Source organism: Stenotrophomonas terrae (assembly GCF_039674165.1).
GTDB lineage: Bacteria > Pseudomonadota > Gammaproteobacteria > Xanthomonadales > Xanthomonadaceae > Stenotrophomonas > Stenotrophomonas terrae_A.
In genome coordinates, this window is sequence record NZ_JBDJMY010000010.1 from 61,819 (window position 1) to 84,648 (window position 22,830).

Consider the following 22,830-nt stretch of genomic DNA (forward strand, 5'->3'; position numbering starts at 1 on the left):
GGGCCAGCTGCTGCGGTCTGTCGCACTGCGGTTAAACACGTGCATGCACGCCACAGCCGGCTTTTTGCCGGGTTGGCTTTCCCGCCGATTGCAGGTCTAATGGCGCCCGAAGCGGGGGTACCGCGGCCATTGGGTCGCGGTTGAGACATACCCTTCGAACCTGATCCGGCTCATACCGGCGTAGGGAAGCTTCGTGTGCTGCCAGCCGCTGCGCCCGTAATGGGCCGTGTGCGGGTAGCGTGCGCCTTCGCTTCGTTCCGCCATGCGAATCCCTCGCGTGGCCTTCGCACCCCGTGTGCGGATCGACCAGGACGAATGCCAATGAATGCACAGCCCAGCCTGCAGCAACAGGCCCAGCAACTCTCCGAATCCGTGACCCGGCCGATTCCCGGCTCGTGCAAGGTCTTCGTCAGTGGTTCGCGCCCGGACCTGCAGGTACCGATGCGCGAGATCGCGCAGACTCGCACGCCCACCTTGTTTGGCGGGGAGGAGAACCCGCCGGTCACCGTATATGACACCTCCGGCCCGTATACCGATCCGCAGGCCAATATCGATCTTGCCGCCGGACTGGCAGCGGTGCGTGCACGCTGGATCGAGGAACGTGGTGATACAGAGCAGCTTGCGGGTTTGAGTTCCGACTTCGGCCGTGCCCGCCAACACGATGCCAGGCTCGATGCGGTGCGCTTCCCGGGGCGCATGCTGCCGCGCCGCGCCATCGGCGGCGCCAATGTCACCCAGATGCACTACGCGCGCCGCGGCATCGTTACCCCGGAGATGGAATATGTCGCCATCCGCGAGAACCAGCGGCTGGATGCCGTGCGCGATGCCGGCCTGCTTGCACAGCATCCGGGGCAGAGCTTTGGCGCCAATATCCAGCAGATCATCACGCCCGAATTCGTACGTGACGAGATCGCAAGGGGTCGTGCGGTGCTGCCGAACAATATCAACCACCCGGAAAGCGAGCCGATGATCATCGGCCGCAACTTCCTCACCAAGATCAACGCCAACATCGGCAACAGCGCGGTGTCTTCCGGTATCGCCGAGGAAGTGGAAAAACTGGTGTGGGCCATCCGCTGGGGCGGCGATACGGTGATGGATCTGTCCACCGGCAAACACATCCATGAAACCCGCGAGTGGATCGTGCGCAATTCGCCGGTGCCGATCGGCACGGTGCCGATCTACCAGGCCTTGGAGAAAGTGGATGGCCGCGCTGAAGAACTCAGTTGGGAAATCTTCCGTGACACGCTCATCGAGCAGGCCGAGCAGGGCGTGGACTACTTCACCATCCATGCCGGCGTGCTGCTGCGGCATGTGCCGCTGACTGCCAAACGCGTTACCGGCATCGTTTCGCGTGGTGGTTCGATCATGGCCAAGTGGTGCTTGGCGCACCACAAGGAGAACTTTCTCTACACCCACTTCGAGGACATCTGCGACATCATGAAGGCCTACGACGTGTCCTTCAGCCTCGGTGACGGGCTGCGCCCAGGCTGCATTGCCGATGCCAACGATGCGGCGCAGTTCGGCGAACTGGAAGCACTTGGCGAGTTGACCAAGATTGCATGGAAGCACGATGTGCAGACCATCATCGAAGGCCCAGGTCACGTGCCGATGCAGCTGATCAAGCAGAACATGGACAAGCAGCTGCAGGAGTGTGGCGAAGCACCGTTCTATACGCTGGGGCCGCTGACCACCGATATCGCGCCAGGCTACGACCACATCACCAGTGCGATCGGTGCGGCGATGATCGGCTGGTACGGCACGGCGATGCTCTGCTACGTGACGCCGAAGGAGCACTTGGGCCTGCCCAACCGACAGGACGTGCGCGACGGCATCATGGCTTACAAGATCGCAGCGCACGCCGCCGATCTGGCCAAGGGCCATCCCGGCGCGCAGGTCCGCGACAATGCATTGAGCAAGGCGCGTTTCGAGTTCCGCTGGGAAGACCAGTTCCACCTCGGGCTGGATCCGGAGAAGGCCAAGGAATTCCACGACGAAACCCTGCCCAAGGACGCGCACAAACTGGCCCATTTCTGCTCGATGTGCGGCCCGCACTTCTGCTCGATGAAAATCACCCAGGACGTGCGCGAGTACGCGGCCGAGCAGGGTGTGGAGGAAGCGCAGGCGCTGGCGACAGGCATGGCTGAAAAGTCGGCGCAGTTCCGTGAGCAGGGCGCGCAGGTTTACCGCGTCGAGTAAGGCGGCAACCGGTAGCAGGGCATCCTGTCGGGTGCCCTGCTGGCCACTTGACGCCGGGACGGGTACGGACGTGCTAGCTTGCAGCCGTCCACACCAGGGGTCTGCCATGAAAACTCGCGTCATTGCACGGTTTTTCGTCGTCTCGTTGCTGCTTCTGCTGGCCGCCTGCGCCAGCACCCCGCGTGTCGCCAGCCAGGCCGATCCCAGCGCCGACTTCTCGCGCTACCGCAGTTTTGCGTTCTTCAGCCCGCTGGCGCTTGAACAGCACGGCTATACCACCATCACCAGCAACCGCATCCGTGCGTCGGTGCGCACGCAGATGGAGGCCCGCGGCTATGTGTTTGATGAAGCAAATCCGGATCTTTGGGTGAACCTCAACGCCTATCTGCAGGACAAGACCCAGGTCACCACCATGCCGGAAGTGGATTACGACTATTACTACAGCTACCGCGCGCGCAGCTATGTCGCCGTGCCCTATTGGCGTGATCGTACCGATGTGCGCCAGTACACCGAAGGCACCTTGAATGTCGATGTGGTCGATGCGCGGCAGAAGCGTCTGGTCTGGGAAGGCGTCGCGGTCGGCACGGTAGGGCGGATGAAGCCTGAGCAGCGGGGCGAGCGGATTGATGCGGCGGTGGCGGCGATCTTCGCCGACTACCCGTACCGTGCCGGGATGTCGGCCAAGTCGACGCCCTGACACCGGCTTCGGCCGGCAACACGCCCGCAACCCACCGCAGCATTGGCCAGTGAGCGAGAAGGAAGCGTATGTATTCGCGCTTGAGATGGATCGTCATGGCGCGCAAGCATCCCTCGGCCTGGCTGCTGGCGGTGCAGTTGCTGGGCGTGCTGCTGTACCCGGCCATGGAACATACCCCGGCCGGGCGCGCCTTGTTCGGCGTGTTTGGCATGGTGGTGCTGGGCCTGGCGGTGTGGGTGGTGCGGCGCAGCCCGCTGGGCATCTGGATGGCGTTGACGCTGGCCGTTCCGGCGGTGGTGTTCTCCATCGCCGGGGCATTGCTGGAACGGCACTCGCTGATTGCCGTGTCGCAGGTGTTCGAGTGCCTGCTGTACTTCTACACCTCGTGCAGCCTGATCGCCTACATGCTGCAGGACCACAAGGTCACGCGCGATGAGCTGTTCGCGGCGGGTGCCACCTTCACCTTGTTGGCCTGGGCTTTCGCGTTTGCTTATTCGGTCTGTCAGCACTTCTACCCAGGCAGTTTTGTCGCCACCAGCGAGGGTGATTTCAGGAGCTGGGTAGAGCTGCTTTATCTGAGCTTCAGCTTGTTGTCAGGGGTAGGCCTGAGCGACGTCGTGCCGGTACATCCGCAGGCACGCGGGTTGGTGATGCTGGAGCAGTTTGCAGGCGTTATGTACGTAGCTTTGGTGGTTTCCAGGCTGGTAGGCCTGACCATTTACAAGGCCGAGAAAACTGAACGCTAGATAAAAAAATCGCGCCATACGGCGCGAATCATGTAGCTGATTATGTAATTACGTCGGCGAGAGAGAGCCTGATGTCATCCACGTGCAGGCACGCGGGGAACGCCAGTAGAGTAATATCCATTTCAGACGAAACATTTGCTCTTTGCGTTGATGCCTTTTGCGGAACTTGGCGGCTTATAGGGCTTGAGCCCGGCGAGCTGGACACAGGATGAGTGTCCGCCAGCGACTTGATTGACCGCGATGGCACTGAATCTCACAGAAAAAAATAGCTCTGACCGACTGCGCGTCGGTGAGTGTCTGGTGGTGCTCTCCTCACGTGAGGTGCATCTGCCAGGGACACGCAAAACCCCACGGCTCACTCCCAAATCGGTAGGCGTGTTGCTGGCGCTTGCGCGTAATCCCGGGCAGGTCGTCACGCGCGAGGAGTTGTTCGCCGAGGTCTGGCCGGACACCATGCCGACCAACGACGTGCTTACCCAAGCCGTTACCCAGTTGCGCAAGGCCTTTGCCGCAACCGGTGCGGAGGAGGGCGCAGGTTATATCGAAACCATCGCCAAGACCGGCTATCGCCTGCTGGCGCCGGTGGCGTGGGAAGCGAGTACTGACGCGGCAACGATCGATGCGCCCACGGCAGGCGGAGTTTCCGTAGCGGAGGCCGCCGTTGCACCCGTGCAGCCTGGTGTACGCGGCAAGCACCGCCGGCTGCGTCGTCATGTATTGCTGGTGCTCGGTATCGTCCTGCTGCTCAGCACCGTGGTGATGGCCTGGTTGCTGTGGGGTCGTGCTGCGCCGGCAGCGCAGGACACGACGGTTGCCGAAGGCAATCGCGTATTGGGCAGCCCTGCGCGTCCGTATCGGCTGATCACCGCCACCGAGGATGTGGAGGTCAACCCATCGCTTTCACCCGACGGTGCCTTGGTGGTGTTCGCACGCGAGCGCGACAACCGCTCCAGCCTTTGGATACAAAGCGTCGGCAATGCCACCGCAACACCGCTGCTGGCCACGCCGACGGGCGCCTCGGACCGCTTCCCGGTGTGGTCGCCCAATGGCCGCAGCGTCGCATTCGCCCGGTTCCTGCCGCAGGGTGATTGCGAGGTGTTGGTGGTATCGGCTACCGGTACCGGCCTGCGCCGTGTCACCCGTTGCGATGGCACCGACATGCTCAGCTTTGACTGGGCGCCAGATGGCGGCAGCCTGCTGTTCGGCTCGATGACCGGGCGTTATGCCAGCCGTGGTATCCGCAGCCTGGACCTGGCATCCGGGCGCTGGTCCTCGTTGCAGTACGCGATGGGCGCCGACGATTTCGACTATGCACCGCGCTATTCGCCCGATGGCAAGAAGATCGGCTTTGTGCGCAATCCACAGGTAGGCGATATGTGGATGATGGATGCCGATGGCAGCAACGCGCAGCGCTTGACCGACGACGCAGCGGAGATCCGCGGCTGGAGTTGGCTGGGTTCGGACGAGATGGTGTTCGGCCGGCGCATCGACAGCGAATCGCGCCTGTACAGGCTGGATGTGGCTACCCGGCTGTTGCGCGACATGGGTATCGATAACGCGCAGAGCCCGGCGGTATCGCGCGGCGGTGGCAACCTGGCCTTCATGCGCAGCCAGTTCCAGTCCGGCCTGTTCCGCATTCCGCTGGGCGCGAATGGTGGGCCGCCGCAACGGCTGTTTGCCTCCTCGGCGCGTGATGGGCAACCCATGGTGTCGCCCGATGGCGCGCAGCTGGCGTTCACGTCCGACCGCTCGGGCACGTTCGCACTGTGGTGGGCACGTTTGAATGAGCCGGCTTCGTTGCAGGTGCTGGAAGGCGTGCGGCCGGAGGCGCGCCAGCCAATGGACTGGGCCGCCGATGGACGGCATCTGCTGGTGACCGGGCGTGATGCCGACGGCGCCCCCGGCATCTATGAGGTGGCACCGGAGGAAGGGCATTGGGTGAAGCTGGCCGTACCGGCGGCTGAGCCGCTGCAGGCGGTCTACGGCGCAGCGCCCGATACTCTGCTGGTGGTGGAGCGGGGCGATGAGGAGCGCATGACGTTGACCCTGTTTGATCGCAGCCAACAACCGTGGAAGCGGCTAGCTTCGCTGGAAGGGGTATCGCAGGTGCGCTATGACCGTGCCGGGCAACGCATCCTGTTCACGCGTCTGGCCAGCGGTGGGCTGTGGCAGGCGGCGCCGGACCTGGCGGCGGACAGCGTTGAACCAGTGCATGCCGAGCTGCCCAGCCGCTGGCGTTACCGCACCTGGGCAGTCGCTGCCCATGGTGCGGTGGAGTACCAGGACATCAGCCGCGAGTGCAGCAGCAGGCTCACCGCCATTGCCGGCGACGGGACCAGCCAGTGCCTGGACGCAAAGCGCTTCAGTGCCGGCAATGGGCTGAGCCTGGCGCCGGATGGCAGTGCGGTTTTCATTGCCTTGGCACTCACCGACAGCGCCGATATTGGGATGATGCGCATTCCCCTGCGCGCACCTCGACGGGTGATGGGCTTGGCTAAGTGGTTGTCGCCGTAAGGAAATTTTCCTTCGGAAGTTTTTCGTACGCTCTATCGGGAAGAATTCGGAGCATTCTCGCCGGACTTTCCTGACCAACGCCGCCAAAGTTGGCAAAACGTTCGCCCAATGAAGGCAAACGATGGTGTGCGACATGCGGCAGGTTTCGTGGGTGGATCGTGGTCAGTCGGTTTCGTTCGAAAAGCAGGCAGAGGATGGACCGCGTCCGGCCTGTGTCGGCGTGGCCCGGCTGGGCAGCCTGCAGACCTCCGGCACGGTATTCACGGTATGGCTGCAGCTGCGTGGCACCGCCTGGGTGGAATCCAAGGAGGGCAAGTTCCGCCTGCGTCAGCGCGAATGGATTGCCTTTGAAAAGGAATCGCGCCCGCTGATCCAGGCGGGCCGTGATGGCATGTGCATTGGTATCAGCCTGGATGCCGATGCGCTGCGCATGTTGGGCACCTTGGCCGACAGCAGCGTCTATACCGGACGTGGCCGCATGAGCCTGGGTGAGGCGCGGCTGGCGCTGCGCCTGTGGCGCGAAGCACAGGCGCCGGGCGCCACCATCCATCAGCTGCGGCCCTTGCTGCTGCATCTTGCCTCCCTGCAGCGTGACCTGGCCGGCACCGTGCAGCGCTGCCCGGGCCGCTCGCGCATCCGCAAGCGTCAGGTATTTGGCCGCATGCAGCGTGCGCGCATGTATCTGGAAGGCAACAGCCACCGCGTCGTGCGCATTGGTGAGCTGGCCGAGCTGACCAACTTCTCCAGCTGGTATCTGTCCAAGACCTTCCAGGCACTGTATGAAGAAAGCCCGCAATCACTGTCGGCGCGCCTGCGACTGGAACGTGCAGCGATGCTGTTGCGCGATACCGACATGATGATCGGTGAAGTGGCCTCTGCCAGCGGATTTGATAACTGTTGCAGCTTTGCGCGTGCTTTTCGTGCACGTTTCGGTGCATCCGCAACGCAGTACCGGGAGATGCCAATTGCGTTGAGGCCAGATTCGGCAAAGTTTAAGGATGGCTTGAGCAAAACCAAGGCGGCAGTACGAACGTAACGTTCAGGGGTGTTTAACACACCGCTAACTTTGTCGTTTGTTTTAGCTCTTTGGAGAGATTGATGAAGCTTCGTAATTCTGCAGTGCGGTTGGGCTTGCTCCCGGCCGGCATTGCTATTGCCTTGACCCCCTCTTTTGCGTCGGCGCAGGAAGCTGCTGCCGGTGCCACCACTCTTGATCGCCTGGAAGTCACCGGCTCGCGCATTCGTGGCGCGAACATGGAAACCCAGCAGCCGATCCTGACCCTGAGCCGTGAGAACCTGGAAAAGCAGGGCTTCACCTCGGTCGCAGACGTACTGCAGAACATGACCTCGGCCGGTTCCCCGGCAATCTCGCGTTCGGAAGCCCTGGCTTCGGGCGAGAACGTGGGTGGTTACTACATCGACATCCGTAACCTGGGCGCTACCCGCACCCTGGTGCTGATGAACGGCAAGCGTCTTGGCGCTACCTCGGGCGGTTACCAGGATCTGAGCCAGATCCCGATGTCGGCCATCGAGCGTATTGAAGTGCTGAAGGACGGCGCCTCGGCCATCTACGGTTCGGACGCCATCGCCGGCGTGGTCAACGTGATCACCCGCAAGCGTTTCGACGGTGCTGAAGCCCAGGTCTATCTCGGCCAGTTCGGCGAAGGCGACGGCGAGACCAACCAGTACTCCTTCACCATGGGCTCGGAAGGCGAGCGTGGTGGCATCACCCTGTCTGCCGAGTATTCGAAGCAGGATCCGGTGATGGCCAAGGATCGCTGGTTCTCGAAGGGCGGCGCCAAGGGCCCGAATTCGACCACCGCTGACTGGAGCGCACTGAGCCAGAACGGCACGTGGTGCGACCCGCGCGTGTTCAACGACTGCATCAAGCAGGAAGGCGAAGTAAACCCGGTTTGGCAGACGCTGAACCCGGGTGGCGATCCGAAGAACCCGAACGACTACCACCCGATCACCGGCGCCGAGTTCGCAAACTCGAACCAGCAGATGATGCTGCAGACCGGTATCGAGCGTAAGTCGGTCTATGTGAACGCTAACTACGACTTCACCGACAACGTGTCGTTCAACGCCGACATCCTGTACAACGAGCGCACCACGGACCAGCAGATTGCCGGCTATCCGTACCAGTCGCAGGCGTTCGACACCCCGCTGACCGCAGGTAGCGCATTCAACCCGATCGGCCAGGACGTCGAGTTCCGTCGCCGCCTGTGGGAAATGCCGCGCACCACCGAAAGCAAGCTGAAGACCCTGCGCTTCGCGCCGACCGTCAGCGGCTTCTTCGAGTTCGCCGGCAAGTCGTTCGATTGGAACGTCGGCGCGCTGTTCAACCGCAACGAGTCGACCAAGACCAACCACGGCGACATGAGCCTGATCGCTGCACGTCAGGCCCTGGGCCAGTCGTTCATCGATGCTGACGGCGTTGCCCGTTGCGGCACCTCGGCCAAGCCGATCGATGGCTGCCTGGCGTGGAACCCGCTGTTGCCGGCCGGCGTTGCTGGCCCGGGTTCGTTGGACAACAAGGATCTGCAGACGTTCCTGTTCCCGACCTTCACCACCACCGGCGTGACCAAGACCACCTCGTTCACCGCTGACCTGGCTGGCTCGATCGTGGCCCTGCCGGCTGGTGATCTGGGCTTCGCCATTGGCGTTGAGCACCGTGAAGAAGAAGGTCGTTTCGTCCCGGACGCATTCATGCAGTCGGGCGAGTACACCGGTCTGGCACAGACCACCACCAATGGTAAGTATGATCTGGACGAGGTCTACCTCGAACTGAACATCCCGGTGCTGGCCGACATGGCCTTCGCCAAGGAACTGACCATCAACGTTGCTGGCCGTTACTCGGACTACAGCAACTTCGGTGACACCGTCAACGGCAAGTTCGGCGTGACCTGGCGTCCGCTGGACGAACTGCTGGTCCGCGGTACCTACGCTGAAGGCTTCCGCGCTCCGTCGGTCGACAACATGTACGGCGGCACCGGCTCGAGCTTCGAGAAGTACACCGATCCGTGCTCTGTCGGCGTTGCCGGCTCGATCGCTGGCAGCCCTGCCTGCACCACCGCAGGTGTTGCTCCGAACTACGTCCAGCTGGGTCAGGGCCTGGAGCCGTGCACCACCTGGCCGTGCGCCACCCCGGACCAGTTCATCTCGGGCTCCAACCCGAACCTGATGCCGGAAACCTCCAAGAGCAAGACGGTAGGTATGGTGTGGAGCCCGCGTTGGGTGCAGGGTCTGGACATCTCGCTTGACTGGTACAACTACCAGATCAACGACATGATCATCACCGACAGCGTCGATCGCATCCTGCGTGATTGCTACGTGCTGGGCGATGCAGCGCGTTGCAACGGCATCGTGCGTGCTGCCGACGGTCACATCACCCAGCTGTTCTATGGCCTGGCCAACCTGGGTCAGATGGAAACCGAAGGTTACGACCTGGGTGTGAAGTACCGTCTGCCGGAACTGGCCATCGGTCAGATCAGCCTGGATTGGCAGACCACCTACGTCGCCAAGTATGACGAGCAGGGTCAGAATGCGGCCGGTGAGACCATCACCAGCGGCTTCGTTGGCAGCCCGGGTATCTTCCGCGTGCGTTCCAACCTTGGCGTCAACTGGGAACTGGGCGATTGGGGTGTCAACTACACCGCGCGCTACTACTCGGGCATGAACGAGAAGTGCGTCTCCCTGGCTGATGGCTGGTGCGACCAGCCGAACCGTTACCAGAACGGTGAGAAGGCTCCGCTGCGCAGCACCGGTTCCAACACCTTCCACGATCTGCAGGTGAGCTACAAGGCGCCGTGGGATGCGACCATCGCTCTGGGTGCGAACAACCTGTTCAACCACCGCGGTGCGCTGCAGTACTCGGCACCGAACAGCGATTACGCCTACTACGGCGGCTTCGACATCGGTCGTTACGTGTACATGAAGTACACCCAGCGCTTCTGATCCATCGAAGCTCTGTGATGCATGACAAAGGGTGGGCCGAAAGGCCCACCCTTTTTCTTTGCGCGGATCAGCGAAGACTGCGGTCGCATCACGGAAGTCATGCAAGCTGCTGCAACGCGCTCAAGTCCGTAGCCGGGGTATGCACAGCGCAGCTAGGGCAGCAGAGTCACATGAAGCATTCGTAGCTCGGGCAATTAGCCCGGGTAAGCGCAGCGCAGCCGGCACCTGGCAGAACCACCCAAGGCAGCAGTCTTGGCAATGCTTGCCGCGTTCGATCCACACAAACAACAACGGCCGCATCTGCGGCCGTTGTCATTCAATCGCTGTCCCGCAGTTGCTGCGGATCAGGCTCAGGCGTCGACGCTCAAGCCCATCATTTCATCGGCTATCGCGCGCCATTGCTCCAGCTTCGGCAGCACGCCGACGCGGGCCAGGTACTGCTCATCCACCTCGCTGCCGGAGGCCAGCGCGCTAGCCACGTGGACGGCACCGGCCACCCAGAAGCTACGGACATTGGAGCGGCCTGGCTGCAGCTGGAAGGCGACGGCTTCGATGATCGGCATCGGCAGGCCCCACAGGCCCATCAGATAGGCACCGGCTTCGGCGTGACCGGGCCGGGTTTCTTCAGCATCGGCAGGCTGGCGCTCGTCGCGCACGCCGGGCAGCAACAGGCCGATATCGGCCAGCAGCGCCGCCGTGGAGCCCAGCTCGGCGCTGGCGGCTGGCAGCATCTTGGCGGCCAGGCGCGAGGCCAGCAGCGCGCGTGACTGCATGGCGTTGCGATCAGGGCCGGACATGCCCGGCAGGGCGAAGACTTCGCTGGCCAGCACCAGGTCGCGCAGCGTCGCCATGCCCAGCCGGGTCACCGCGCCGCGCAGGTCGGAGATCGCGCGGCCATTGTTGAAGAACGCCGAGTTGGACAGCTGCAGCACCTTGGCGGCGATGGCCGGGTCGGCGGCTACCAGCTTGGCGACTTCCGCGGCGTTGCTGTCCTCGTCGTCTTCCAGCGCGTGCATCAGGCTCAGGTAGAGATGCGGCGGCGAGGGCAGCTTCTCGATGCGGCCGATGGCTTGGCGCAGACGCGGGCTGTCCAGCAGCTCGCGCAGTTCTTCCAGGCTGGTCAGCGCCTCAAGCAGGACTTCCGGCGGCAGCGGCAGGGGCAGGAAGCGATGGGCCACGCCAATGATCCGCGCCGAAGGCACGCGCTGGCTGTTGTCGCCATCGATCAGGGCGATGCGGATGGTTTCCGGGCGCAGTGTCCGGATCTGGCCGAGCAGGGTGGCCGGGGCCAGGTCGGGCAGCACCGGGGCGACGATGACCGCGTCGATCGTGGCGGAGGACACCGCAACGATGGCGGCGCTGCCGTCCGGAACCGACTCTACTTCCCACTCGTCGCCGAGATCGCCGATGTACTCAAGCAGCTCGGCCGACAGGCTGGCTTCGCCGCCGACTAACAGGATTCGCAAGACACTTCCCCTTGGACAAAACGCAAAATCCGAACAAAAAACAGGCCGGAAACCGGCCTGTCAATGTAGCTGCTCGCTGGCAAAGGGTCATGCCCTCTGCAAGGAAAACGTGATGGTTGTCGCTGCGCGGGGCCAGGTATTACGACCGCACGCAGGGCAAATCAGACGTCCTGTTCCTGGGTGGCGAGGTAGCTCTTGTGAGCTTCGACCAGGATGCGCTTGGCTTCAGCAGCGTCGCCCCAGCCTTCGATCTTGACCCACTTGCCCTTTTCCAGATCCTTGTAATGCTCGAAGAAGTGGCCAATACGCTCCAGCCAGTGGCTGGACACCTGGGCGATGTCTTCGACATGGGCGTAGCCGCTGAAGATCTTGGCGACCGGCACGGCCAGGATCTTCTCGTCGCTACCGGCCTCGTCGCTCATCTTCAGCACGCCGACCGGACGGCAGCGCACCACCGAGCCCGGGACCAGCGGCAGCGGCAGCACCACCAGCACGTCGGCCGGGTCGCCGTCGCCGCACAGGGTCTGCGGCACGAAGCCGTAGTTGCAGGGGTAGCGCATCGGGGTGGACAGGATGCGGTCGACGAACATCGCGCCGCTTTCCTTGTCCATTTCGTACTTCACCGGCTCCGAATCCTTCGGGATCTCGACGATGACGTTGATTTCTTCCGGCGGGTTCTTGCCCGGCGAGACCAGTTTCAGGCCCATTGCGCTGACTCCGAATCGTTGTTGGTTGAAAAAGAGCTCCATTCTACGCCCACGGCTATTGCGGCGCACCAAACCGCGGGGGTGGGCGGGGTAGCGGGGATTACAGTCGATGTCGTAATTGAGAACAATTGTCATTAACTCGCGGTTTTGGCGGTGCGAGGCGGTTTGAAACAGTGTCCTAAGCCGGCCGCACCGGGCCAGCCGACAGCGCAGGGCGAGCCAGGCCGCCAGAACCAGCTTCGGGCGGGGCACCGGGGGCAGGGGCCCAGGCATCGGCGGCAGGCAGGCCAGGGCGTGACGGGGCGGCGCCACTGTTCATAAATCGTGGGTAGGGAGCAGGTGCCGGGGCGGCCGTCCGATATGGCGTGGGAGCAGGACTGCAGGCGGGCTGCGCCATTCGCCCGCAGCGCGTAGCGGTGATCAGGCATTGCCACCAGGCATTCGCTCCAGCCAATGAGCACGCGCGTCGCGCAGGCATCGAAGTCTGTGCGCCTGCGTCAAAGTGCATCCGCCGATGCCGGCAGGTAGCCTGCAGCAATGGATTCCCTGATTGCGGCCTCTGCCCGCGCCCTGGCCAGCGGTGATGTCCTTACCGCGCTGAAGCATGTTGCCCTGCGTGACGATCCCCCTGCATTGGCCCTGCGCGGCATCGCGATGGCGCAGCTGGGCGAGCTGCCGCTTGCGCGCGAGTTGCTGCGGCGTGCGCAGCGGGGTTTTGGCGCGCATGAGGTCGTGGCGCGTGCGCGCTGTGGACTGGCCGAGGCCGAGGTGGCGCTGGCGTTGCGCGAACTCGGTGGTTCGTCCGAGCCGCTGGCGGCTATTGCCGCCCAGCTGGATTCCCGTGGCGATACGGCAAATGCATTGCAGGCATGGTTGATCCTGGCGCGGCGTTTGCTACTGCTGGGCAAGCTGCAGGAAGCCGCCCGCGTGCTGAGGCTGCTGGAAAACCGGCCCATGCCTGCGGCCTTGGCGGCGATGAGCGCGTTGACGGCGGCGACGCTGGCGTTGCGCACGTTGCAGACCGAACAGGCACGCACGGCGCTTGAGCGTGCCCGGGTCGCGGCCGCGCAGGCCGGTATTGCCGCGCTGCAGGCGGAAGTCGACGAGGCACTGCTCAAGCTGGATCAGCCGGCTGCACGCTGTCTGGGCGGCGGTGCCGATGCGCTGCTGCGCATTGATCAGGCGCAGGCGCTGCTGGCTTCGGGGGCGTGGGTGGTGGATGCCTGCCGGCGCGGGCTGAAAGTGGGCAGCCGTTGGCAATCGCTGGCAAGGCGCCCGGTGCTGTTCGCGCTGGTTCGCGCCTTGGCGGAGGCGTGGCCAGGCGACGTCGATCGCGATGTCCTGATCCTGCGCGTGTTTGGCAGGCGCGACAGCGACGAGACCCTGCGCGCGAGGCTGCGGGTGGAGATCGGTCGCCTGCGCGCGCTGATCGCCAGTCATGCGCGCATCGAAGCCACCTCGGCGGGCTTCCGGCTGTCGCCGTGTACTGCAACGCCGGTGCGGGTACTGGTTCCGCCCATCGAGGGCGAACAAGCCGCGTTGGTGGCGCTGCTGGGCGATGGCGCAGCGTGGTCCACGTCGGCCTTGGCACTGGCGTTGGGCGCTGGCCAGCGCAATGTGCAGCGGGCGCTGGTGGCGCTGGAGTTTGCAGGGCAGGCGCGCTCCAGCGGGCGCGGCCGGGCGCAGCGCTGGCGGTCGATGCCCTTGAACGGATTCACGACCATCTTGTTACTCCCTGCTGCGCTGCCGATTGACTAGTGTCGGTGGCAGGCAGCCAATCGCGGACATGCCAGGAGATTGCAGCGATGAACAGTGAAACCCTGAGCCCGGCCAGGACCGTGGCGAGTGTGCATGCCGCCGAGGTGGTGCGCGAGTACGGGCCATTTGCCGGCTCGGACCCCATCAATGGCGTCAGCTTCGATGGACAGAATGTCTGGGCGGCGACCGGCGCGGCGCTGGTCGCGTTCGACCCGCGCAATGGTGAACCGGTACACACGTTGGCCGTGCCCTGTGACGCCGGCACGGCATTCGACGGTACCTATCTTTGGCAGATCGCCGAAGCACGTATCGACAAGATTGACCCGCGTAGTGGCGAGGTGCTGGCTTCGATTCCCGCGCCGGGCGCAGGGACGGATTCCGGCATGGCCTGGGCCGAAGGCAGTCTATGGGTAGGGCAGTACCGGCAGCGCAGAATCCACCAGATCGATCCGGCCAATGGCGCGATCCTGCGCACCATCGAATCGGACCGTTTCGTCACCGGCGTGACCTGGGTGGATGGCGCGCTTTGGCATGCGACCGGCGAAGGCGGGCAAAGCGACATCCGCCGCTTGCAGGCCGATACCGGCGAGGTGCTGGAGCGTCTGCAGATGCCGGACAACATCAGCGTCAGTGGGCTGGAAGCCGATGGCGGCGGGTTGTTCTATTGCGGTGGTGGTGATGACGGCCGGGTGTATGCGGTGAAGCGGCCGCGTTGAGTGGTGTTGTCGTGCTTTTACGGGTAGCTGATGTGATGTCAGCTTCGCGGCTTACGCCGCTCCCACAAGTGCTGCTGGTTGCCGAAGCACTCCGCACACCTACCAACCTTCCAATCGCTGGATACGAGAGCCCCTCTCCCGCATGCGGGAGAGGGGTTGGGGTGAGGGCAGCTTTTCGCTGCCAGCGTGGATTACAGCAATGGCACAAGCAGCAACGCGAAAATATTGATGATCTTTATCTGCGCCTGCGGCGCCCCCATCCCGTTCCCTTCCCCCGCGAGCGGGGGAAGGGCGAAGGTGCCGTGCGCAGTCGGCTTCGATCAGAGCAGCGGCACCAATAGCAACGCGACAATATTGATGATCTTGATCAATGGATTGATCGCCGGCCCAGCGGTGTCCTTGTACGGATCGCCAACCGTATCGCCAGTTACCGCAGCCTTGTGGGCTTCACTGCCCTTGCCACCGAAGTGACCATCTTCGATGTACTTCTTGGCGTTGTCCCAGGCGCCGCCGCCAGTGGTCATCGAGATCGCCACGAACAGGCCGGTCACGATGGTGCCGATCAACAAACCGCCCAGCGCCTTCGGCCCAAGCAGCAGGCCAACCACCACCGGTACTGCGACCGGTAATAGCGAAGGCACGATCATTTCCTTGATCGCCGAGCGGGTCAGCATGTCCACTGCCTTGTGATATTGCGGCTTGGCGGTGCCTTGCATGATGCCGGGAATCTCGCGGAACTGGCGGCGTACCTCTTCCACCACCGCACCCGCCGCGCGGCCCACGGCTTCCATCGCCATCGCGCCAAACAGGTAGGGAATCAAACCGCCGATCAGCAGGCCGATGATCACCGTGTGGTCGGACAGATCGAAGGCAAAGGTTTCGCCCGGATGCGCCATCTGCAGGTTGTGCGTGTAGTCGGCAAACAGCACCAATGCTGCCAATGCTGCCGAACCAATCGCATAGCCCTTGGTCACCGCCTTGGTGGTGTTGCCTACCGCGTCCAGCGGATCGGTGATGTTGCGGATTTCCGGCGGTAGATCGGCCATTTCGGCGATGCCACCTGCGTTGTCGGTGATGGGTCCATAGGCATCAAGCGCGACGATCATGCCGGCCATCGACAACATTGCGGTTGCGGCGATGGCAATACCGTACAGGCCACCAAAGTGGAACGCCGACCAGATTGCCGCACACACCGCAATCACCGGCAAAGCGGTGGATTTCATCGACACACCGAGGCCGGCGATGATGTTGGTGCCGTGACCGGTGGTTGATGCCTGCGCCACGTGCTGCACCGGCTTGTACTGGGTGCCGGTGTAGTACTCGGTGATCCACACGATCAAACCGGTCAACACCAGCCCGATCAGCGCGCAGATGTACAGGTTGGTGGCGCCGTGGCTGTTGTCGGCCATCAGCTGCGTGGTTACCGGCCAGAAGGCGATGGCCGCCAACACGCCGGAGACAATCACGCCCTTGTACAGCGCGCCCATGATCGAGCCACCGGCCTTCACCTTGACGAAGAACGCACCGATGATCGAGGCGATGATCGATACCCCGCCAAGCACCAGCGGATACAGCACCGCATTGCGGCCAACCTCCGCCATCATCATGCCGCCGAGCAGCATGGTGGCGATCACCGTCACCGCATAAGTCTCGAACAGATCGGCGGCCATGCCGGCGCAGTCGCCGACGTTGTCACCGACGTTGTCGGCGATCACCGCCGGGTTGCGCGGGTCGTCTTCGGGAATGCCGGCTTCGACCTTGCCGACCAGATCCGCACCGACGTCCGCACCCTTGGTGAAGATGCCGCCGCCCAGTCGCGCGAAGATCGAAATCAACGAGCTGCCAAAGGCCAGCCCAACCAGCGCGTGCAGGTTGTCGGCCTGGCTCAGGCCCATGCGTTGCAGAATCAGGTAATAACCGGCCACGCCAAGCAGGCCCAGGCCGACCACCAGCATGCCGGTGATCGCGCCGCCACGGAACGCCACATCCATGGCTGCACTCATGCCATTGCGTGCGGCTTCGGCAGTGCGCACATTGGCGCGTACCGATACGTTCATGCCGATGTAGCCGGCAGCGCCGGACAGCACCGCGCCGATCGCAAACCCAATCGCCGTATACCAGCTGAGGAAGAAACCTACCAAGACGAACAGCACCACGCCGACGATGGCGATGGTCAGGTATTGGCGGTTGAGATAGGCCCGCGCGCCTTCCTGGATGGCGGCGGCGATTTCCTGCATGCGGGCATTGCCGGCAGGTTGGCGTAGGACCCATTGGGCCGAGATGATGCCGTAGACGATGGCGACAGCGGCGCAGACAAGCGAAAGCACAAGACCGTACTGTTCGAGCATGACCCCTCCAGCGTTGGTGGATGCCATCCAGCTGTGGATGAAGCGGGGACACGCCGGGTAGATCGAAGCACTGGAACAGACCCGGGCCGCATGCGGCTGTGGTACGTGTCGCTGTGTTCAAACACTCTGAGGCCGCCCGAGTATGACTGGCAGCTGTCTCCACCGCCAGCGGCCGCTTCTTGCTGCTCGGTTCAGTCAAGGGGTGGCAACGTCGGCGCCTGTCCTTGTGGAACTGCTGCCGATGAAAGCCCTGCTTACCCTTGCCGCGACGGTGTTGTTGCCGCTGCCATTGCTGGCGGCCCCCACCAAACCCGAGATCGAGCGCCCGGCAGCCACAGCGCAGGCCATCGGTGCAGTGCACACCGTGCGGCAGATTCCCGAAGCCTGTACCCGCATCGAAGGGCGCTTTACGGATACGGCGGCGCAGCCGTATGACATGCAGCTGGTGCGCACCAGCGCGCAGTGCCAGCCGCGCGCCTTGTTTCTGGATGCCAGCAAGGTCAATCCAAGCGAGGCGAGCGGTTGGAAACTAAACGAAGTGGTGCGCGTACCGTCGGCGGCCTGTAGTTCACAGCAGGCGCTGATTGAAGTGTGGCGCAAACCGGCGGGCCAGCAGGTGGCGCTGGACGGACAGGGCCAGAACCGTGTCTATCTTGAAGACGCCAAGGCGGAGGCTGCGGCGGGTCGTCTGGCGGCGTTGCCGGCGTACTCCGCGAAACTGGCAATGCAGGGTGCCGCCTGCCGATGACGCTTGCTGTGTTGCGAGCTCAGTGTTGTCGTGCGGGGGCGATATCGCCGTCGTGCTGTGCGATCTGCTGGCCGACGCGGTAGCCCGCAGCGGCCAGGACACAGACGGCAAAAAAACCAAGCATCCCGATCAGTATCTTGCGGAACATGGTGCACCGCCTGTGTGGAGACCCTGGGCGGAGGATGCGCCGCCGACTGCGGCGGCACACCTGTCTGAAGTCATGGCCTGCGCCCGGAGCGGGAGCGCCGAACCATGCTCGGCTAAAGCGCCTCACCTGTAGAGCCGAGCCATGCTCGGCTGGGGCTCTATCGGGAAAGCCTCTGCCGAGCATGGCTCGGCACTACAGTGCAGCCGCCTCTGCCGAGCATGGCTCGGCACTACATTTTCTGCTTAGCCTTCCCAGCCCACCAGCTTCTTGGCTACTGCCACATTCTTCAACGTCACGTACTTGGGCAAACCATCGCGGCCATAGGGCAGCGGCGCTTCGCCGCGGATCAGCGGCTGCAGGTAGCGGCGCGCTTTCTCGGTGATGCCGAAACCATCCTTGCGGATGAAGCCGGCCGGCATCTTCTTCTCGTGGTTGGCAACCTTGGACAGCGGCGCTGCCTCGATCTTCCAGCGGTAAGGCACATCCGAGCTGCGCACGATCACCGGCATCACCGAATTGTGCCCCTTCAGCGCGAACTGCACCGCTGCCTTGCCCACGGCCTGCGCCTGTTCCCAGTCGGTCTTCGAGGCGATATGGCGGGCCGAGCGCTGCAGATAGTCGGGCAGGGTCCAATGCACCTTGTAGCCGAGTTCGGCCTTGACCTTGCCGGCCAGGTAGGAGGCCACGCCGCCGAGCTGGGTATGGCCGAAGGAGTCCTTGACCCCACCGGCGTCGGCAACGAACTGGCCGTCGGCGGTGTGGATGCCTTCGCTGGCCACCACCACGCAGAAGCCAACCTTCTCGACGACCTGCTTCACCTTGGCCAGGAATACCGGCTCGTCATAGGCGCGCTCCGGCAGCAGGATGATCTGCGGTGCATCGTCGGGGTTCTCGCCAGCCAGGCCGGCGGCCGCCGCCAGCCAGCCGGCGTGGCGGCCCATCGCTTCGTAGATGAACACGCGGGTGGAGGTTTCGGCCATTGCCGCCACATCCAGCGCCGCTTCGCGCACCGACACGGCGGTGTACTTGGCGGCTGAGCCGAAGCCGGGGCAGGTGTCGGTCACCGCCAGGTCGTTGTCGATGGTCTTGGGCACGCCCACGCAGGTCAGCGGGTAGCCGTATTCCTTGGCCAGCTGCGAAACCTTCAGTGCGGTATCGGCCGAATCGTTGCCGCCGTTGTAGAGGAACCAGCGCACGTCATGCGCCTTGAAGACCTCCAGCAGCCGCTCATATTTGGCGCGGTCGGCATCCAGCGACTTGAGCTTGTAGCGGCACGAGCCGAAGGCCCCGCCCGGGGTGTGGGCGAGCGCCGCTATGTTGGCTGCCGACTCCTTGGAGGTGTCGATCAAGTCCTCGCGCAGCGCGCCGAGAATACCGTTGCGCGCGGCCAACACCTTGATTTTCTTCGATCTTGCTTCAGCGATGACGGCCGAGGCGGTGGCATTGATGACGGCGGTGACGCCGCCGGACTGCGCATACAGCAGGGTGCCTTTGGACATGGGCAATACTCTCCAGACTGGGGGACATTCCGGGACATTGGCCGGATGCGGTAAGCTGCACATATTGCGGTGCAGCGTGAATCGGCCCATGAGTCTAACGCCGCTGTCCGTCCCGTTTCCTCAAAACATATGGGAGTCAGGAATGCGATTGGTTCTGTTGGGACCGCCCGGTTCGGGCAAGGGCACGCAGGCAACGAGCCTGAAGGAACAACTGCAGGTTCCGCACATTTCCACCGGTGACCTGCTGCGCGCCGAAGTGGCCGCCGGCACCGAACTGGGCAAGCAGGCTAAGGCGGTGATGGATGCCGGCAACCTGGTGTCCGACGATATTCTGCTGGGCATGCTGGAATCGCGCCTGTCGCAGGCCGATACCTCCAAGGGCTTCATCCTGGACGGCTACCCGCGCAACGTGGCCCAGGCCAATGCGCTGGGCGAGCTGCTGGCCAAGCTGAACCAGCCGCTGGACGCCATCGTGCAGCTGGATGTGCCGACCGAACTGCTGGTCGAGCGCATCGCTGGCCGCGCCCAGGAGCAGGGCCGTGCCGATGACAATCCGGAATCGGTGCGTCAGCGTCTGCAGGTCTACAACGATTCCACCGCACCGGTGATCGATTTCTACGCTGCCAAGGGCACCTTGGCGCGCGTTGACGGTGTTGGCGCGCTGGACGAAGTGCTGGCCCGCATCCTGGCGGCGATCAAGCGCTGAGGATGCCGCGCTGTGGCGGGTGACCGTCGCAGCGCACAGCGGCCTGGCCGCTCAGGACGCCGCACATACTGAAACGCCCGGATCCATGAGCTGGATCCGGGCGTTTCGTTTGTAAAAGCCAGCTAAGGGCGTGCTCACGGCCCCATCAGCATGAGCTCCCTGGGGATGGCCTCTTGGGGAGTAGGACCTGAGGGATACTGAGGCTGGCGTCACGTATTCTCACTGTGAAGCGTGTGTGACGGTATCGGGGAATCCCCTACAGACGTTAGGGGTACACCTACACGGCTTCAGGCTTACCCCTTGGCGGCGCGCATCGGCGACAATCTGCGGATGAGCAAGATCCATATTCTCGGCATTGCCGGTACTTTCATGGGCGGTGTGGCCGCCTTGGCCCGCGAACTTGGCCATCAGGTCGAAGGCAGCGATCAGGCGGTGTATCCGCCCATGTCCACCCAGCTGGAAACGCTGGGGATCAAGTTGGCGCAAGGGTATCTACCCGGCAATATCAGCCCGGATTGCGACGAAGTGGTGGTCGGCAACGCGCTTTCGCGCGGCAACCCGGCGGTGGAGGCGGTGCTGGACTCGGGGCGTCGTTATACCTCCGGCGCGCAGTGGCTGTCCGAGCAGGTACTGCCCGGCCGTGACACGCTGGCCGTCGCCGGTACCCATGGCAAGACCACCACCACCACCATCCTGGCCTATCTGCTGCAGGCGGCCGGGCGCGAGCCGGGTTTCCTCATTGGCGGTGTGGCCGAGGATTTCGGGGTGTCGGCGCGGTTGGGAACGGGGCGCGAATTTGTTGTTGAAGCCGACGAATACGACACCGCGTTCTTCGACAAGCGCAGCAAGTTCGTCCACTACCGGCCGCTGGTTGCCATCCTCAATAATCTGGAATTCGACCACGCCGATATCTTCCCGGACGTGGCCGCGATCCAGCGCCAGTTCCATCATCTGGTGCGTACCGTGCCGGGCCGTGGCCGCCTGATCGTCAACGGCGAAGACAAGCACCTGGCCGAAGTGCTGGCGATGGGCTGCTGGACGCCGGTGGAACGCTTCGGCTTCGATCACTCGCTGGAATGGAGCGCTCGGCTGATCAATGCCGATGGCAGCGTCTTCGCGGTGCTGCATCGGGGTACCGAAGTGGCGACGGTGGAGTGGTCGCTGCTGGGCCGGCACAACGTGCTCAATGGTCTGGCGGCGTTGGCCGCAGCGCACGCGGTCGGCGTTGATGTGGCCAGCGTCGCGCCTGCGTTGGCGGGCTTCCATAGTGTCAAGCGGCGCATGGAGGTCATCGGCCAGGCGCAGGGCGTCACCATCTATGACGACTTTGCCCATCACCCCACCGCCATCCACACCACGCTGGAAGGCTTGCGCGCCAAGGTGGGCGCTGCGCGCATCGTGGTGGCGATGGAGCCGCGCAGCAATTCGATGCGGCTGGGCGCGCATTCGCAGGCCTTGGCGCCGTCATTGGATATCGCCGATGCAGTGGTGTTTCTGGCCCGTCCGGAGCTGCCCTGGGATGCTGCCAAGGTGATCGAGGCGGTGCGTGGTGATGCACTGGCCGTTGCCGATACCGATGCATTGCTGGTCAAACTTGGTGATGTCGCGCGTGCAGGCGACCACGTGGTGTTCATGTCCAACGGTGGTTTTGATGGCGCACCGCGGCGCTACCTTGCGCAGTTGCAAGGCGGCTGATGCGGTGTGATTGCAGCCGGGTTGCGTGCAACCCGGCGCTGCACTGAGTGCAGTGAAGTGGGCGATGAATTGTCGCCACAGTGCGGTGGAGTACCATCGCTACTGTCTGCCGAATATCTGTAGTTGCCCGGATGATGCAATCGTCAACTCTTGCTTTGTTTCCCCTGCACGCGGTGTTGTTGCCCGGTGCGGCTTTGGGCCTGCGCGTATTCGAACCGCGCTACCTGGACCTGGTGCGCGAATGCGGCCGCAACGGCAGCACCTTCGGTGTCTGTCTGATACTTGAGGGAGAGGAAGTCGGCGCGCCGGCGACCCCGGCGGCCTGGGGCGTTGAGGCCGTGGTCGAGGATTTCGATGTAGGTGCCGACGGCGTGCTGGTATTGCGGCTGCGCGGTGCGCGTCGCTTCCATGTGGTGGCAACCCACGTGCGTGACAGCGGCCAGGTGATGGCCGAGGTGGAGTGGTGCGAGCGCGACAGCGACGACGAGCTGCAGCCCGAGCACGGTTTGCTGGGCACCTTGTTGGAACACATCCTTGAACAGGTCGGCGGTGCGTATGCCGCTGCTGGTCCGGCGCAGTTGGATCAGGCCGCATGGGTGGGTTGGCGGCTGGCCGAGTTGCTGCCGCTGCGCGAGACCCAGCGCCTGCAGCTGGTGCAGGAGAACGATCCACGCGAGCGCTTGAATCGCCTGCTGGAATGGATCCCCGAACTCGATGTGCCCATCGAAGAAGATTTGTAGGGCGAGCGTTGCTGGGCGCCGTTTGCGGTTGCTGTTTGTAATTGCAGCTTGTGGGAGCGGCGTAAGCCGCGAAGCCGGGATATCGCCGGCGGACGGGCTGGGCGCGGGGTCAGATCTTGCCAGCTTCGCGGCTTACGCCGCTCCCACAGTGTTGTGATGGATTGCTGTGAAAGCCATTGCCGAGCATGG

General features: G+C 63.7%; 17 protein-coding genes and 1 riboswitch. Of the genes, 12 read left to right on the forward strand and 5 right to left on the reverse strand.

Features of this window, described 5'->3' with window-relative positions; all coding sequences use genetic code 11:
* Positions 1–103: 103 nt before the first annotated feature.
* A riboswitch (TPP riboswitch) is annotated at positions 104–205 on the forward strand.
* Between the two features lie 116 nt (positions 206–321).
* The 6 genes from thiC to ABE493_RS06690 all read left to right on the forward strand — a co-directional run bounded on the left by thiC (position 322) and on the right by ABE493_RS06690 (position 10,110).
* Positions 322–2,196 carry a phosphomethylpyrimidine synthase ThiC gene (gene thiC, locus ABE493_RS06665; RefSeq protein WP_346498161.1) on the forward strand — a complete coding sequence of 625 codons (1,875 nt, stop codon included), beginning with the start codon at positions 322–324 and terminating at the stop codon, positions 2,194–2,196.
* Between the two features lie 106 nt (positions 2,197–2,302).
* Entirely contained in the window at positions 2,303–2,893 is a 591-nt protein-coding gene (locus tag ABE493_RS06670; protein WP_346498162.1) for a DUF4136 domain-containing protein, read from the forward strand.
* Positions 2,894–2,961: 68 nt separating this feature from the next.
* Positions 2,962–3,639: an ion channel gene (locus tag ABE493_RS06675; protein ID WP_346498163.1), complete on the forward strand. Its 678-nt coding sequence runs from the start codon at positions 2,962–2,964 to the stop codon at positions 3,637–3,639.
* Between the two features lie 240 nt (positions 3,640–3,879).
* The gene (locus ABE493_RS06680; protein ID WP_346498164.1) at positions 3,880–6,153 is read left to right on the forward strand and encodes a winged helix-turn-helix domain-containing protein; all 2,274 of its coding nucleotides are present in this window, start codon (positions 3,880–3,882) and stop codon (positions 6,151–6,153) included.
* 133 nt (positions 6,154–6,286) lie between these two features.
* On the forward strand, positions 6,287–7,189 hold the full coding sequence (locus tag ABE493_RS06685) for a helix-turn-helix transcriptional regulator (protein WP_346498165.1): 903 nt from the start codon (positions 6,287–6,289) through the stop codon (positions 7,187–7,189).
* A gap of 62 nt (positions 7,190–7,251) precedes the next feature.
* A complete protein-coding gene (locus tag ABE493_RS06690; protein ID WP_346498166.1) occupies positions 7,252–10,110 on the forward strand; it encodes a TonB-dependent receptor in 2,859 nt (952 codons plus the stop codon).
* Positions 10,111–10,460: 350 nt separating this feature from the next.
* On the opposite strand, the gene ABE493_RS06695 is transcribed toward ABE493_RS06690, so the two are convergent.
* Together ABE493_RS06695 and ppa are read right to left on the reverse strand one after the other, a co-directional pair.
* On the reverse strand, positions 10,461–11,576 hold the full coding sequence (locus ABE493_RS06695; RefSeq protein WP_346498167.1) for an HDOD domain-containing protein: 1,116 nt from the start codon (positions 11,574–11,576) through the stop codon (positions 10,461–10,463).
* A 161-nt stretch (positions 11,577–11,737) separates the two neighbouring features.
* Positions 11,738–12,283: an inorganic diphosphatase gene (gene ppa / locus ABE493_RS06700; RefSeq protein ID WP_057627806.1), complete on the reverse strand. Its 546-nt coding sequence runs from the start codon at positions 12,281–12,283 to the stop codon at positions 11,738–11,740.
* 537 nt (positions 12,284–12,820) lie between these two features.
* Here ppa and ABE493_RS06705 point away from each other — a divergent pair.
* Both ABE493_RS06705 and ABE493_RS06710 read left to right on the forward strand, forming a co-directional pair.
* Entirely contained in the window at positions 12,821–14,041 is a 1,221-nt protein-coding gene (locus ABE493_RS06705; RefSeq protein WP_346498168.1) for a helix-turn-helix domain-containing protein, read from the forward strand.
* Positions 14,042–14,088: 47 nt separating this feature from the next.
* Positions 14,089–14,757 (forward strand): glutaminyl-peptide cyclotransferase, encoded by a 669-nt coding sequence (locus tag ABE493_RS06710; protein WP_346498169.1) that lies wholly within the window; start codon positions 14,089–14,091, stop codon positions 14,755–14,757.
* Between the two features lie 320 nt (positions 14,758–15,077).
* Here ABE493_RS06710 and ABE493_RS06715 read toward each other — a convergent pair whose 3' ends face one another.
* Positions 15,078–17,105 (reverse strand): sodium-translocating pyrophosphatase, encoded by a 2,028-nt coding sequence (locus ABE493_RS06715; protein ID WP_346498170.1) that lies wholly within the window; start codon positions 17,103–17,105, stop codon positions 15,078–15,080.
* A gap of 241 nt (positions 17,106–17,346) precedes the next feature.
* On the opposite strand from ABE493_RS06715, the gene ABE493_RS06720 reads away from it, so the two are divergent.
* On the forward strand, positions 17,347–17,853 hold the full coding sequence (locus ABE493_RS06720) for a hypothetical protein (RefSeq protein WP_346498171.1): 507 nt from the start codon (positions 17,347–17,349) through the stop codon (positions 17,851–17,853).
* A gap of 19 nt (positions 17,854–17,872) precedes the next feature.
* Here the strand turns inward: ABE493_RS06720 and ABE493_RS06725 are convergent, their stop codons facing one another.
* Positions 17,873–18,001, reverse strand: a complete 129-nt coding sequence (locus ABE493_RS06725; RefSeq protein WP_346498172.1) for a hypothetical protein — start codon at positions 17,999–18,001, stop codon at positions 17,873–17,875.
* A 242-nt stretch (positions 18,002–18,243) separates the two neighbouring features.
* The gene (locus tag ABE493_RS06730; RefSeq protein ID WP_346498173.1) at positions 18,244–19,500 is read right to left on the reverse strand and encodes a 6-phosphofructokinase; all 1,257 of its coding nucleotides are present in this window, start codon (positions 19,498–19,500) and stop codon (positions 18,244–18,246) included.
* Between the two features lie 142 nt (positions 19,501–19,642).
* Here ABE493_RS06730 and ABE493_RS06735 point away from each other — a divergent pair, with 142 nt between their 5' ends.
* From ABE493_RS06735 to ABE493_RS06745, 3 genes are all read left to right on the forward strand, one after another.
* Positions 19,643–20,206: an adenylate kinase gene (locus ABE493_RS06735; RefSeq protein ID WP_346498174.1), complete on the forward strand. Its 564-nt coding sequence runs from the start codon at positions 19,643–19,645 to the stop codon at positions 20,204–20,206.
* Positions 20,207–20,536: 330 nt separating this feature from the next.
* Positions 20,537–21,901: a UDP-N-acetylmuramate:L-alanyl-gamma-D-glutamyl-meso-diaminopimelate ligase gene (gene mpl / locus ABE493_RS06740; protein ID WP_346498210.1), complete on the forward strand. Its 1,365-nt coding sequence runs from the start codon at positions 20,537–20,539 to the stop codon at positions 21,899–21,901.
* A gap of 131 nt (positions 21,902–22,032) precedes the next feature.
* Positions 22,033–22,641 (forward strand): LON peptidase substrate-binding domain-containing protein, encoded by a 609-nt coding sequence (locus tag ABE493_RS06745; RefSeq protein WP_346498175.1) that lies wholly within the window; start codon positions 22,033–22,035, stop codon positions 22,639–22,641.
* The last annotated feature ends 189 nt before the right edge of the window (positions 22,642–22,830 follow it).